The organism is Nocardia sp. bgisy134 (assembly GCF_965341865.1).
Classification (GTDB): Bacteria; Actinomycetota; Actinomycetes; order Mycobacteriales; family Mycobacteriaceae; genus Nocardia.
Genome location: NZ_CBDQZP010000003.1, coordinates 402,068 through 414,563 on the forward strand (window position 1 = coordinate 402,068; position 12,496 = coordinate 414,563).

Annotated in this window: 16 protein-coding genes; 7 read left to right on the forward strand and 9 right to left on the reverse strand. The window is 65.6% G+C overall.

The annotated features are described in order from the left end of the window. Positions 1 to 241: 241 nt before the first annotated feature. From ACRWNM_RS08435 to ACRWNM_RS08450, 4 genes are all read left to right on the forward strand, one after another. Positions 242 to 1,021 (forward strand): oxygenase MpaB family protein, encoded by a 780-nt coding sequence (locus ACRWNM_RS08435; protein ID WP_431965203.1) that lies wholly within the window; start codon positions 242 to 244, stop codon positions 1,019 to 1,021. A 285-nt stretch (positions 1,022 to 1,306) separates the two neighbouring features. Then, on the forward strand, positions 1,307 to 1,468 hold the full coding sequence (locus ACRWNM_RS08440) for a hypothetical protein (protein WP_431965205.1): 162 nt from the start codon (positions 1,307 to 1,309) through the stop codon (positions 1,466 to 1,468). Next, positions 1,465 to 2,373: an oxygenase MpaB family protein gene (locus tag ACRWNM_RS08445; protein WP_431965207.1), complete on the forward strand. Its 909-nt coding sequence runs from the start codon at positions 1,465 to 1,467 to the stop codon at positions 2,371 to 2,373. Before ACRWNM_RS08440 ends, ACRWNM_RS08445 begins: the two co-directional genes overlap by 4 nt. 8 nt (positions 2,374 to 2,381) lie before the next feature. Then, the gene (locus ACRWNM_RS08450; RefSeq protein WP_431965209.1) at positions 2,382 to 2,828 is read left to right on the forward strand and encodes an SRPBCC family protein; all 447 of its coding nucleotides are present in this window, start codon (positions 2,382 to 2,384) and stop codon (positions 2,826 to 2,828) included. 7 nt (positions 2,829 to 2,835) lie between these two features. On the opposite strand, the gene ACRWNM_RS08455 is transcribed toward ACRWNM_RS08450, so the two are convergent. The 3 genes from ACRWNM_RS08455 to ACRWNM_RS08465 form a co-directional block, all read right to left on the reverse strand. Next, positions 2,836 to 3,636, reverse strand: coding sequence for a serine hydrolase domain-containing protein (locus ACRWNM_RS08455; protein WP_431965211.1), 801 nt, complete (start codon positions 3,634 to 3,636; stop codon positions 2,836 to 2,838). A 213-nt stretch (positions 3,637 to 3,849) separates the two neighbouring features. After that, positions 3,850 to 4,776, reverse strand: coding sequence for a nucleotidyl transferase AbiEii/AbiGii toxin family protein (locus ACRWNM_RS08460; RefSeq protein ID WP_431965213.1), 927 nt, complete (start codon positions 4,774 to 4,776; stop codon positions 3,850 to 3,852). Further along, entirely contained in the window at positions 4,709 to 5,773 is a 1,065-nt protein-coding gene (locus ACRWNM_RS08465) for a type IV toxin-antitoxin system AbiEi family antitoxin domain-containing protein (protein WP_431965215.1), read from the reverse strand. Before ACRWNM_RS08465 ends, ACRWNM_RS08460 begins: the two co-directional genes overlap by 68 nt. A 763-nt stretch (positions 5,774 to 6,536) precedes the next feature. On the opposite strand from ACRWNM_RS08465, the gene ACRWNM_RS08470 reads away from it, so the two are divergent. Continuing rightward, the gene (locus tag ACRWNM_RS08470; RefSeq protein ID WP_431965217.1) at positions 6,537 to 6,953 is read left to right on the forward strand and encodes a hypothetical protein; all 417 of its coding nucleotides are present in this window, start codon (positions 6,537 to 6,539) and stop codon (positions 6,951 to 6,953) included. Positions 6,954 to 6,972: 19 nt separating this feature from the next. On the opposite strand, the gene ACRWNM_RS08475 is transcribed toward ACRWNM_RS08470, so the two are convergent. The 5 genes from ACRWNM_RS08475 to ACRWNM_RS08495 all read right to left on the reverse strand — a co-directional run bounded on the left by ACRWNM_RS08475 (position 6,973) and on the right by ACRWNM_RS08495 (position 10,197). After that, on the reverse strand, positions 6,973 to 7,596 hold the full coding sequence (locus ACRWNM_RS08475) for a HEAT repeat domain-containing protein (protein ID WP_431965219.1): 624 nt from the start codon (positions 7,594 to 7,596) through the stop codon (positions 6,973 to 6,975). After that, a complete protein-coding gene (locus tag ACRWNM_RS08480; protein ID WP_431965221.1) occupies positions 7,593 to 8,888 on the reverse strand; it encodes a putative toxin in 1,296 nt (431 codons plus the stop codon). The genes ACRWNM_RS08475 and ACRWNM_RS08480 overlap by 4 nt, the downstream gene beginning before the upstream one ends. A 6-nt stretch (positions 8,889 to 8,894) precedes the next feature. After that, the gene (locus tag ACRWNM_RS08485; protein ID WP_431965223.1) at positions 8,895 to 9,170 is read right to left on the reverse strand and encodes a WXG100 family type VII secretion target; all 276 of its coding nucleotides are present in this window, start codon (positions 9,168 to 9,170) and stop codon (positions 8,895 to 8,897) included. A gap of 1 nt (position 9,171) precedes the next feature. Then, positions 9,172 to 9,516, reverse strand: coding sequence for a WXG100 family type VII secretion target (locus ACRWNM_RS08490; protein WP_431965225.1), 345 nt, complete (start codon positions 9,514 to 9,516; stop codon positions 9,172 to 9,174). Between the two features lie 492 nt (positions 9,517 to 10,008). Then, positions 10,009 to 10,197 carry a hypothetical protein gene (locus tag ACRWNM_RS08495; RefSeq protein ID WP_431965227.1) on the reverse strand — a complete coding sequence of 63 codons (189 nt, stop codon included), beginning with the start codon at positions 10,195 to 10,197 and terminating at the stop codon, positions 10,009 to 10,011. 255 nt (positions 10,198 to 10,452) lie between these two features. Between ACRWNM_RS08495 and ACRWNM_RS08500 the strand changes: the two genes are divergently transcribed. After that, entirely contained in the window at positions 10,453 to 11,835 is a 1,383-nt protein-coding gene (locus tag ACRWNM_RS08500) for a helix-turn-helix domain-containing protein (RefSeq protein ID WP_431965229.1), read from the forward strand. 105 nt (positions 11,836 to 11,940) lie between these two features. Further along, positions 11,941 to 12,219, forward strand: coding sequence for a hypothetical protein (locus ACRWNM_RS08505; RefSeq protein ID WP_431965231.1), 279 nt, complete (start codon positions 11,941 to 11,943; stop codon positions 12,217 to 12,219). Between the two features lie 55 nt (positions 12,220 to 12,274). Here the strand turns inward: ACRWNM_RS08505 and ACRWNM_RS08510 are convergent, their stop codons facing one another. Then, positions 12,275 to 12,493, reverse strand: coding sequence for an MbtH family protein (locus tag ACRWNM_RS08510; protein ID WP_431965233.1), 219 nt, complete (start codon positions 12,491 to 12,493; stop codon positions 12,275 to 12,277). Positions 12,494 to 12,496 lie beyond the last annotated feature (3 nt).

Sequence of the window (12,496 nt, forward strand, 5' to 3'; positions counted from 1 at the left end):
GTCGCATCCTTTCCTGCACCGGCCGAACCCGCTGACGGCACCCGCGCAGAGCGAAGGAGATCGCGACGTCGCGGGGGCGCCCAACCGTGTACATCCGGTCCGGCATGACCCGTATGTTACGCACGATTCACAGGATTGCGGAAGCATTTTGGACAGATTCCCAGGAACTTGCTCTGGGAGTAGTCCCATGAAGCACCGATTGACGGACCGGTGCTGCGCGAATAAGTTATCGAGCGTTCTCATGAGCGACGGCGATGGCCTCGCCCGGCAGACAGGGGAGGCGCAGGTGCTCGACACAAGCAACGTACTGCGGCGCCACCTCGGCGATCGACGCTTCGCCCTGACGCTGCCGCGCGCCGTCGCACTCCAGGTGCTGCACCCGGCGATCGCCGCCGCGCTCCGCGACCACGCGCCGAACCGGCTCTGGGAGCACAAGCGGCGCACCGTGGGCGGGATGATCAACATCGCCTACAGCGACCGAGATCTGCGCTCGGTCATCCGCTTCGGACACGAGCACGTCAAGGGCGCCGATGCCCTCGGCCGTCGCTATCACGCCCTCCATCCCGAGCTCTTCTTCTTCCAGCACGCCACCTACGTCGACACCCTCATAACGAGCATCGACACCTTCTCCGGCGGGCTGACGCCCGCGCGGCGCGAGCAGCTCTACGCGGAGTGCCACGCATGGTATGGCCGCTACGGCATCTCGGACCGGCACGCGCCGGCCACCTGGACCGAGTTCACCCGGTATTTCGCCGACGCGTGCGCGGCCCTGCCGCCGCCGGGAGCCGACACGCTGGCGCTGCGCGATCAGGTGCTGCGCCCCGACGCGTGGACGCCGCGCAGGCTGCCCGGCTTCGCCGTTCGCGCGCTGCTGCACGAGCGCGCCAGAGAACTACTCGACGCGCCGCTTCGCCCCGGCGACGCGGCCGCCTTCGCGGTCTACGCCCGCGCGGTCCGGATCGGCTCCGCGCTGCGCCCGCCGCGGCTGCGGTATGCCCGTCAGGCTCGCAATCCCCTCTAGAACACCGCCACACTTTTCTAGATGGATACCGAAGGAAACAGGGGAAAACCAGGACATCAGCTGCACTTGCCATGCAGAATTATCGGTAACATAATCGACGGAGGGGCGATCTCGCCCCGGAGCAGGAGACGTTCGATGACGAGCAACCCGGTCGCGGTGACGACTCTCGGTTCCTCGTTTCCCCCTGCCCGGCCGCCCGCGCACAGCGCGCCACGGTGGCAGCGGATCTCGCCGCAGGCGAGCGCGGGCGCACCGGCTCCGCATCGACCTCCGGGAGGTCGAACGATGAAAGCACTCAACAGGATTCTCAGCGTGGAGATGACAGTTTTCGAGTTCCTCGGCTGGCTGTTCCTCGCCGGATTCCTGTTCGGCGCCGGGCAATTCACGGTGGCGCTGCTCGCGCGCCTGGCCCGGCCCCTCAGGAAGACAACGGAAGGACTCCCATGACCGCGGTCGCCCAGCCCTCCTACGAGAACGAACCGGCGCCACTGACCAAGGAGCAGACGCGCATCCCCATCAGCTCCGCGCACCGCCCGATCACCAAGCGGCCGATCAAACTGTCCGACGCCCTGGACTTCTGGTCCTTCGCGGGCGCCGCGGCCAACGTCGCGATGCAAATGGCCAGGCCCGGTGTCGGTTACGGCGTCGCGGAGAGCAAGGTGGAAAGCGGCGCGCTCATGAAGCACCCGTGGAAGCGGGCCCGCACCACCACCCAGTATCTGGCGGTGGCCATCCTCGGCACCGACGAGGAGCGCATGGCCTACCGCGAGGCGGTGAACGCGGTGCACCGCCACGTGCGGTCCGAGCCGGGCGCCGCGGTGAAGTACAACGCCTTCGACCGCAATCTCCAATTGTGGGTCGCCGCATGCCTGTACATCGGTTTCGAGGACACCTACCAGCTGCTGCAAGGCAGGATGAACGACGAGCAGGCCGAGGCCTTCTACGCCTCGTCCTCGACGCTCGGCACCACGTTGCAGGTCACCGAGGACATGTGGCCCAAGACGCGCGCCGAGTTCGACGTCTACTGGAACGAGGCGTGCCACCAAGCCGTCCTCGACGACTACGTGCGCTCCTACATCGACGATCTACTGAACCTGCGCATGATCCACTGGTATCTGCGGCTGCCGTTCCGGAACTTGTTGAAGTTCTTGACGATCGGCTTCCTCGCGCCGTATTTCCGCGACCAGATGCGGCTGGAGTGGACCGCGGCCGATCAGCGCCGCTTCGAGCACCTGTTCGTATTCGTCGGGTTCGTCAACCGGTTCATTCCCCGGTTCCTGCGGCACGGCGGCAGCCTCGCGCTGATGGCCGACCTGCGCCGCAGGATCCGCACAGAGAAGAACCTCGTCTGAGGTGCCGGTTGCGCACCGTCGACATCGAGCGGACCATTCCGGCGCCGGTCGCCGACGTCTTCGAATGGCTCACCGACGCAACGAATTACCGCCGGATCTCGCTGGTCCGGCGGGTCACCCTGGTGCGCCCCGGCGATGTGCACTGCCACGGCCGCGGCGCTGTCCGGGTGGTCGTCACGCCGCTGCTGCGATTGACCGAGGAGATCGTCGAGTACCGCCCGCCGACGCTGATGCGGTACCGGATCACCAGGTCCACGCCTCCGCTGCGGCACGACGAGGGGTTCATGGCATTCCGTTCGGTGCCCGAAGGCACCCGGGTGCGGTGGTTTTCGCGGTTCGAGGTGGCTTCGCCGATCCTGGCCGGGCTGTGCACGCTCGCCATGGTTCCTGTGGTGGCCGGTGGGTTCCAGAAGACGCTGAACTGCGCGGAGCGCGAGCTGCTCGGACTCCGTTGAGCCAGTGTCACGGGCACAGCGCGTGTTCCAGCATGCCGATCAGGTCGGGTTCGGTCTCGGGCGCCTTCGTCATCGCGACGGTGACCGCGCGGCCGTCGACGGTCGCGCCGGACAGCGTGTAATAGCCGTGAATTGCGCCGTTGTGCCCGACGTACTCCGCGCCGCACGACAGTCGCATCGAGCCGAGCCCTAGGCCGTAGACCATTCCGGACTCCGGATCGATGGGCACCCCGGCGCGAATCTGCTCGAGCTCGGCGGCGGCCAGCACCCGACCCGCCAGCAGCGCGCCGTAGAAGTGATTCAGATCCGCGCCCGAGGACACCAGTGCGCCCGCCGCCCACGGGATGGACGGTTCGATGCGCGAGACGTCCGTGACGACACCGTCCGAAGTGGCGTAGCCCGCCGGGTGCGGCCCGCGGATATCGCGTTCGCCGGGGGCGGGCAGGTAGGTGTCGGCGATCGGCTCGTCGAGACGGACCTTCCCCTCCGCGACCAGTTGCAGCACCAGCGCGCTGGTGAACGACTTGGTGACACTGCCGACACGGGTGCGCTGCGGAGGTTGCGCGGGAATCGGCGCGGAGGTTCGGAGGTCGGCCACTCCAGCGGTGCGGACCTCGGTCGCACCGTTCTCGGTGACCGTGGCGATCGCCCCCGTGACGCCCGCCCCGACCGCCCTATCGATGTCCTCCTGCACGGCATGCAGCCGAGCATCCGAGACACCCTGCGACCCGGTCTCGGTGTCGTTCGCGCAGCCCGCGGCGAGCAGGGCCACCGCGGAAACGGCCGCGAGGATCGGTGTCAGGCGCATACCTCGACGGTAGGCAGGGAGGGGTTCCCGCACATCCGGGACGACCCCGATATTCCCCCGAGCCGGGGGCGGTTTTCGTGCCCGACTGCCGACTCCGCGGGTGTATGAAGTGACCCATCGCCCGGTGGGCCTTCCGCATGTGCGACGGCGGAGGCTCCCCGACCAACCCCGGCTATCGCACTCGCTGGAGAGCGAACGGACCCAACGACACTGTTACGTGCCTTCATCCCAGCGGAGGGCCGAGGGGTTCCAGGTCCCGATCGCCATGGTGCCGTCCAGGATTGGGTTCATGCACTGCCCGAGGAAGTCCAGCGCGGCATCCAGGTGGTGCAGTTCCGCCGGGAGTCGGCTGATCTTCACCGCGATGTCGCGGTAGGAAGCCTTCCAACGCGGGCCGGGCGAATGGATCGCGGTGGGCAGTTCCAGCGCGGGCCGGTGCTGTCGTTGGTGTTGCAGGGCGAGCTGGATCGAAGTGGCGTCGAAGCTGGAGGTGCCGATGATCAGCAGCAGGTCGGCCAGATCGCGCCATCTCGTCGAGGGCTGACGCTCTTCGCCGTGGTACTCGTACATGGCGGCGAGTTTGTCGGCGATCTGGTCGACCAGCGGGTAGCAGGCGAATTCCGGCGGCGGCAGGACGTCGGGGATCTCGATGGTCGGCGTCGGAGCGATCCGGTCGATCCGACCGATGAGCTGCTTGCCCGCGGTCAGATCGATGGGGAAGTGCTGGAGCTCTGTCGTGCCGAGGCGAGGCGTTGCCTGGAGTTGCCACACCGAGGTGCCGCCCTCGTTCACGTTCTGCTTCTTGACCTTCAGGTCGAAGGTCAGCCGGTCCAGCGGACTGGGTGCGACTACGAGGTCGCGGAGTTCGCCGAATGCCTGGTCCAGATCGGCTTTCAGGTGCAATAAGTCGACGTCCTGACTGTGACGGGCGCCTGGAATACGAACCAGCAGCGATGTTCCGCCTTTGAGGATCCAGGGCGCGGCGGGATCGGCGAACACTCTGGCCAGCATCCGCTGCATGTAGAACTCGCGCCGCAACTCCTCGGTGGGACGCTTGATACTGCGTGCCCGCTCACTGATCCGCTGATTGATCGCGGCTTGAAACCCCCGGTCGCTCGGGTACTTCCGTGTCACCGTCATCCCCGCCCCCGCCCTCGTCGTTGTTGCGCTCGGCTCGAACCGACCGAGCAATCGTCTCCAGTAGCGCACGGACGACGGACTCGTTGTCCGCTGTCCACCTGTTGTGCGCGACGACATTACCGAGGGCGGCCGACATACGGCTCGCGTCGACCGCAGAGCCGCGTAGGGCGGTGAGCAACGCCTCGGCGAGGGCGGGATCATCGAGCCGACGCTCGAGCTCATTCAGAGCGAACTTGAACGGTCGACGCTCGAAGAACTTGGATTGCATGGCAATTGGCCGATTTGTCTCGGGGTTGACAAGCACCCAGTCCACGCCGCGGTCGCTTCGCGTCAGGGCCTTGGCTGATTCGGGGACGCCCGCTTGACCGATGAAGTTGTGGACGAGCTCGTCCCCAGCGCCGATCGGCATGCCGTAGTAGTGGGCGTACGGGCGCAGCGCGGCGGCGAGTTCGTCACGGGTGGTGTCTTCGGTGAGGATGGCGTCGCGGACGATCGAGGCCAGATGCCCGCCGTCGGTTCGTGCTGCGGCGAGATCCACGGTGGTGCGCAATGGTCGGGTCACCGGTAGGCCGGCCACCAAGTGCCAGTCTTCGTACCCCAGTTCCCGGACATGGAACTTCACATCCGGGCTGCGGGTACTCCGCCGCTTCGGCACGGTGAATTCGTGAAAGTCGGCGTCGATGTCGCCGAGGTCCTGCAAGCGTGCCGCCGAACGGTGGGACACCACCCCTACAGGCACCGCATCGGCCAAGCGGTCGGCGGCCAGCCGCTTGGGTTCCAGTGCCAGCCACTCAGCCCGAATGGGGTCCTGCGGAGCCTCTGGCGCGCCGGTCAGCCGATACACCCCTTGCCGGAGCCGGGTGATCAGTTCCGCATCAGCGAGACGCTTGAGCTGCTGAGCACTGAAGCCCAGGTCACCAGCCTGCATGGAGGTGAACAGACCCCACTGCGACCCAGCTAGGTCAGCCAGATCTAGGAGTCGTTCCTCCCTGCTCATACATCGAAAATAGCATACGACTCGGCGCTTCTATACATCTGTGACTATAAATGACAACTGCTATGATATTTTTGACGATAGTGGCAATAGTATCGACAGATCCGCTATGCTCCGCTCGCCAGGTCGATCGCGGTGTCGATGCGACACCGCGCCGCGCAGCAGCCCGGCAAATAGGTGTCGATCGGCTAGTCGCGACGGACCAACGACCGCGGTTGGAGTTGAACCATCACCCACTGGTCGATCAGCACTCGCAGCTCGGCGCGGCGCGCATCGATGTGAACGCACACGGATAGGTCGATGATTCGCGTGCGATGAGGTTCTGCCAGCGCATGCGCCCAGTGCAAGACAAGATGATCACCCGGTCGATGTCCGGTCGCACCGCGAAACGCCGTGGACAGTTCCCGCCACAGTGGAAGCGTTGGCCGGTCGCCCTACCCGGCAGCTCGAACGCAGTTCCCCGACACGGTCATTCGCCGAGGACCGTCGAGACGCGTGCCAGCGCAGCCAGATACTGCTTGCAGCGCGGCCCGTGGTCCGCGTGTCTGGCCAGCAGTGCCGTCCAGTCATTGTCGCGAATAGCGTCGGCTGGCGATGTCGACGCCGGGCGCAGCAGCGGGAACGGGCGTCTGAACGTGGCGCTCTTGTGACTGCCGTGCTCCCTCGATCCTCCGGGCATCGCACCGCGAGTGTACGGGCGAGGCTCGAAGCTCGGAGTGCGGTAGCGTTTCGGGCGGTCGGATGGCTGTGAGGGGAGTGGAGCAGATTGGTCTCGTGGCGGGATACCGCGTCGGAGGCGGCTCAGGGCGATCTCGACGGGCTGCTGGATACGGCGTTGACCATGGCGGAGCAGCGGCTGTCGGAGCGGGGCGAGTTCTATCCGTTTGCCCTGGTGGTGAACCGTTCGGGTGGGACCGAGATCGTCGCGGCAGGGACCGGGTCTGCTCAGCACGCACAGGAGCTCAACGTGAGGGCGGTGGTTGGGATGCGTGCGGAGATCCGTGCGGCGGCACTGGTTGTGGACGTGCGATTGCCCGAGTCCGGCGGAGACGGGATCGACGTGCACCTCGAACACGCTGAAGGAACCGCATTGAGCGTGTTGGAGCCCTATCGGGTCGAGCACGGTGAGGTGATTGCTGGAGGATTGGAAGCGTTCTCGGCTCAGCGGCGCATCTGGCAGTAGGGGTTGGACGCAGGGCCCGTCAGCTCTCGTCGTAGCGCACGATGCGTTCAGCAGAACGCTTGTGCCACTTGTTCTTCGAGTTCAGGAATGGCTCTACACGGTCGCGGACTCCTTGGGCGCGTAGCTTCGACAGTACTTCCAGGGCGTGACCCTGCACCGCCTCGTCGTCGAGTTGGGACAGCGCGACCGCCACCGCGTCGGGGTGGCGGGACTTGGCCAGCCAGGAGACGACCATCTGGCGGTCGTCGCCGAACTCTCGATTCGTCGCAATGGCTGCGAGTTGGTCGAAGTAGTCCACGCCAGCGGGAATGTCGTACAGCGCGTGACCCGCTGCCCATCGCTCCCGCGAGCCGATCGACTTGGCAGTATCGAACTGCGAGATCAATGCCGGAACCGCGGCGGTCTTGCGCGCGTACTTGTGTCCCAGTGCTCTCGCCAAGCTCAACCGCGCAAGCGCCCGTCCCTCGGTTTCTGGTCCGGGCCAGCGTTTTTCCAGCTCGATAAGCCACTGTGAAAGCAGAGCAATGACCTTCGGCGACGCATTGGGCATATCTGCGATCTCGGAGATTGTTCTCCCGTATCCGCCAGCAAGCTGGTATTCCTCGAGCAGCTTGGTCGCGGCAGCGTCGTCGGTGGCGGTCACTCGAAGTCCATCTTCACGTGTTTGATCTTGCCCTGTTTGATCAAGTCCTCGATCTCCGGCGCTAGTTGAGTGTTGATGTCGGTGACCAGCACGAACTCGTAGCCGTTGGCTTGAGTGTAGGCGACGAAGTCCTTGATCTGATCGGTGTATTCCTGGCGTTGGACGTTCTTGACCTCGGTCAACCGCTTGTTCGCGTCATCGAGGTCGTCAGGGATGCGGTGTTTCGCAGTCTTGGTTGCGGACGGGACCGACTTCTTGGTTTTGGTGGGATCGATGCCAGCGCGGGCCTCGGCTTTCGCCCCTTTGAGCCTGTTCTCCCGTGCTCTGTCAGAGTGAGTCGGTTCGGGTGGTCGCTTCAATTGACGGTCGAGAACCGGTTTGAACTTGGTGTTCACGCTGCTGACCACTGTGGCCGACACCGAGGCGAACACGGTTTGGGACAGCTTGCGCGATTCGGTCAGCCCATCGAGGATCTGCTGGATTCTGGTGCGGCTGTAGTCGAGCTCGATCTCGGCGGCCTTCCGGATCGCTGGTTCGATCGGCTTGCCGATGGTGGCGGCGTTGATGGTGTTGATCGCTTGCGTGACCGTCTGCAACGCCATCTCGCGCTCGATACCTCCCTGCGCCGCAGCAAGCAGATCGGCGTAGCCACTGGTGGCGCCACTCTGCTGCCGCAACGCATCAGCGAGTAGATCGATCGCGTCCAGAACGGTCTTGTTCGTCTGATCGATATCGGGAATCTCCGGCGCCGTCGAGCCGAGCAGCTTCTTCATCTTCGCGCGGATCTCGGCATCCAGCGCACTGTAGACGCTGGCGGTGTTCAGCCAGCTCGCGGCCACCTGCTGCAGTTTGACGGTGTCGCCGTTGATCCACACGACCGAACCCATGACCAGCGGCCAGCCGAACGGCTCTTCGCGGTTACCGCCTGCGGGGTTCTTCAAAGGCTTGGCTGTGAACGATTGCCCGCCCGGGTCGGCGTCCGGCAGCGCGCCGCCGGGTTTGTTGTACTCCTCAGCGTTCTCGGACTGATCGTGGTTCACCCCGCTCTGCCGAATCAGCGCGGCCATCCGCACCAGCACATCGGTGGCCATGCTCGCGGTGACCACCGCTTCGATGCCGGACCTGAAATAGTCTGCGCCCCATTCTTTGCCGCCGGGATCTCCCCCACTCATGTTCTCGACACGTATCTCGGCGTCCATCTTGCGCAGCGCCGCGGAGGCTGCGGTGCTGGCCCGGCTGTACTCGCCGGCCAGCTCGTAGAACAGTTCAGGATCGACATCCAGTTCCGACACGCCGGCTCAGCCCCGCCACATCTCCAGGTTCGCGGCGATCGCAGCACTGTAACGGCCGTGTGCGGCCTGTGCCGCCCGGCGCATGTCCTGAATGCCATCGTGGATGTCCTTGGCGGCGTCCATCATCCGCTGGTGGGCTTCTTGCTGCGCGGTGGCCGCCTCACCCTCCCACACGCCCTGTAGCTGGGCGACGGCGCTGTCGAAGGCGGTGATCTGCTCGTCGAAAAACCCTTCGAAGCCCTTCATCCGGGCGATCACCGAGTCGAGCAGCTCCAGATTCACGCTATGACGCATTGGGCAGATCCAGCGATGAGGCCACCGATTCGATGGCGGTCACATTTGCCTGCTGCTGGGCCAGATACGCCTCGGCGCTGGCGTTCAACGCCACGGTTGTGTCGCCTATGGCATCGAGCAGGTCGGCCAACCCTTGACGGACTTCGTCGTAGCCTTCCGCAAACAGGTCACGTTGGCGACCTTTCCACGTAGCGGTCAGCGATTCCACGTCGGCATCGAGGGATCTGAATCCGGACGTCAGACTGTCCAACAGATTCTTCACGGCCTTCGCGGCTTGCACTAGTTCCGGCGGCGTTACGGTGAATAGCTCACCGCCCGAGGGCGATTCGCTCACGGTTCCTCCCCTGCCACTCACGATCGCAACACGTGTCGAGCACGATGTTGTCATGCTCCCACGGGTCGATCGTGGTGTCGATGTGCCAGAGCATCAAAGGCTTCGACGCCGACGGCCCAAGCGCAGGCTCGGTGATGTCGGCCCTGTATTCGGCGGCGAGCCTTCGGAGCACGCGGGCGCGGACCGGAATTCTGTGGATACTTCGCAGAAATCGCCGGAAACTATGTCGAATAACCGTCGGCGCGCGTGTCGGGAACGATACGCCCCTCCGCGACCAGGGTGCGGAAGGCGGCTCCTTTGCGGGCGCAAGCATCTGCGCGGCAACCGCGGTGTTGCTGCATTGCGCGGTGGGCTTCGGCGACCGTGAAAGGGGCTGGGGGAGCGCGGTGTCCGTCGGTGGCTCGGGTGTCTCCGACGTAGGTTCCGATGATGCCGATGAGGGAGAGAACCAGACCGCATCCGGTCAGCATGGACAGTGTGGAGTACATCGGATCATGTGTCCGCGGTGCGCCGGAAGCAGTAGGCGGAGGCGGCTAGGTATTGGCGGCATCCGCTGCCGTGCCCGGCGTGCACCGACAGGATGAATCGGGCGCGATCGTAGTCCAGGACCTGCGGTTCCTGTGTGCAGTCACGGCTTTGGACCAGCCACAGCTCACGCTGGTCGAAGTGCGGGACGTTCATCGTTCACCTCCGCGAAGTTCAGTGCACCCGGCGCCGGGAGCGCCGGCGGAACCGAGCTCGAGGCGGCTGGATCGAGGCCGCGTCGGGACCGTGCGCCGGGTTCCGGAGAGCGGACGCTCCCAAAGGTCTGGGCACAACCTTGGCGCCGGGTGCGAAATACAGAGTGCGCGTTGCGATTGGGTACATAACAGCCCGGAATGCAGTAAATGCGAGTAATTTCCGAGTGAATCGGCCTGATGCGAGGAAGCGGGTCATATGGTTGAGGTCGACTGGACGGGCGAAGACGTACTTGCCCTTCGCTCGGCGATGAAGCGGAGTCGTTACGAGTTCGCACGTTTGGTGGGCGTCACCCCGCGCACCGTGGTCTTGTGGGAGAACGGCCGGACAACCCGGATGCACGCCGCAAGCCGTCGGCTACTCGATCGAGTGCTGTCCGAGGCCGATTCAGTCGTCGTCACGCGATTCGAGCGGGCGATCACGGCGGGCCGCGACGCGGGCCGCGCAACCGACGATGCGAGCGCGGCGCTCGATCGGACAATCAAGCTCGGTAGGGAAACAGCGCGGGGCGGAACCGAGGTTCGGTCCGCGCCGATCGGGCTCGACAAGGAAGTCGAGGATGACGACGTGAGAAGGCGGGAACTGCTGGCCTGCATCGGCGCAGGTCTGGCGGGCCATGCGGTCGACCTTTTGGCAAGTGAACCGGAGAAGATGCTCGCGGCCCTGGACGCCGGGTCGATCAGCGAGCGCAGGCTGGGCGTCCTGGAGCAATCCACCTCCGTACTCGGCAAGCAGGTCGTCCGGGTGCCGCCGCACGAGCTGCTGCAGAGCACTCTCGACCAGTTCCGCACGGTCCGTGCGTGTCTCGGCGAGCGCCAGGCCACCCACCATCAGATCAGGCTGGTGCGCACCGCAGGCCGGCTGGCCAATGTGGTCGGCGAGATCTTGTTCAACGAAGGTCATTTCGGCCAGGCCCGCCTCTGGTACACCACCGCGATCCACGCGGCACAGGACATCGGCGATCGCTACTCGGAGGACATCGCCCTCGCCGGTCTGGCCTACCTGCCCACCTACAGCGACAAGCCGAGGGAAGTGCTGCGCCTGCTCGACCCGCGTCTCGCGGAAGATCCGGCGACCGGCGCGGCCGCCGCCTGGCTCTGGGGCATGGCGGCACGGGCGCACGCCGATCTCGGCGACGAAAGCCAATTCGCCCACTGCATAGACAAATCCGCGCGTGCGCTGGGCAGCGTCGGTACCGAAGAGCTGCCGATCGGCATCTTCTCGTTCCGGCCGGAGAAGCTCGCCTTCTACCGCGCCATCGGATACGCCAGGCTCGGCAAGCCCGACGAGACGGCCGCCGCGGCGGCGCAGGCCATCGCACTGTACGACCCGAACGAGACCATGGAACCCGCGCTGGTGCGTTTCGAACACGCGACCGCGCTGCTGGCTTCCGGCGAGGTGGACGAGGCCTGCGCGGTCGCCACCGCCGCCATCACCGACGCGCACACCTATGTCGGCCTGACGGTCACCAAGCGCGCCAGACGATTCGACTCGACGCTGCGACACGGGAGCGGCCGCGCGGTGTCCGAGTGGCGGCAGCAGGCCAGGACGGTGATCGACTCGCAACGCGTGGACGTCTAGTCACGGGGCGGTTGTTGTCGGTCCCCTCTGTTCGCCACAGCCCATCCACACCTGATCAACGCCCACGACGAATACGTCTGGCGCTTCGCGATCGCCCTCGCACCGGTGGTCGACGACGCCGACACACTGTATCCACGGCTCCTCGACCATTGCGTTCACGAGCTGGCGGCCGCGCGGGACGCGCTGGCAAAGGGCGGCATGCACGCCGCCGAACGCGCGCTGGCCGATTCCGGTTGGTCCGTCATCGTCCAGCTTGTCGTGATCCGCGAGCTGTTGGGCTGTTCACTGCGAGATGCGGCGGCACATCTTGCCGCCGGCAACGGCACAACGAATCTCGCTGATCTCCAGCGAATCGCCACCGCCCTGGCGCCGTACGCACCCTGATTCGGCCAAGGGGGCGCGCCGGTCGGCAGGGATGTGGACCGGCGCGCCCCGGCATTCAGTTGGTCTTCGGCATCATGGCGGCGATCAGCGACTTGGGGCGCATATCGGTCCAGTGGGTCTCGACGTATTCCAGGCACGTGCTGCGCGCAGCCGCGCCGTAGGCGATGGTCCAGCCGGTCGGCACGGCGGCGAAGACGGGCCACAGCGAGTGCTCGCCCTCGGCGTTGACGAGGACATAGAACTGGGCGTCATCGTCGTCGAACGGGTTTGTCATGGT

Coding starts and splice junctions, on each gene's coding strand:
- ACRWNM_RS08500 (WP_431965229.1), top strand. CDS start 10,453: ATGGTTGAGGTCGACTGGACGGGCGAAGACGTACTTGCCCTTCGCTCG.
- ACRWNM_RS08440 (WP_431965205.1), top strand. CDS start 1,307: ATGAAAGCACTCAACAGGATTCTCAGCGTGGAGATGACAGTTTTCGAG.
- ACRWNM_RS08510 (WP_431965233.1), bottom strand. CDS start 12,493: ATGACAAACCCGTTCGACGACGATGACGCCCAGTTCTATGTCCTCGTC.
- ACRWNM_RS08495 (WP_431965227.1), bottom strand. CDS start 10,197: ATGAACGTCCCGCACTTCGACCAGCGTGAGCTGTGGCTGGTCCAAAGC.
- ACRWNM_RS08460 (WP_431965213.1), bottom strand. CDS start 4,776: ATGACGGTGACACGGAAGTACCCGAGCGACCGGGGGTTTCAAGCCGCG.
- ACRWNM_RS08455 (WP_431965211.1), bottom strand. CDS start 3,636: ATGCGCCTGACACCGATCCTCGCGGCCGTTTCCGCGGTGGCCCTGCTC.
- ACRWNM_RS08465 (WP_431965215.1), bottom strand. CDS start 5,773: ATGAGCAGGGAGGAACGACTCCTAGATCTGGCTGACCTAGCTGGGTCG.
- ACRWNM_RS08445 (WP_431965207.1), top strand. CDS start 1,465: ATGACCGCGGTCGCCCAGCCCTCCTACGAGAACGAACCGGCGCCACTG.
- ACRWNM_RS08435 (WP_431965203.1), top strand. CDS start 242: ATGAGCGACGGCGATGGCCTCGCCCGGCAGACAGGGGAGGCGCAGGTG.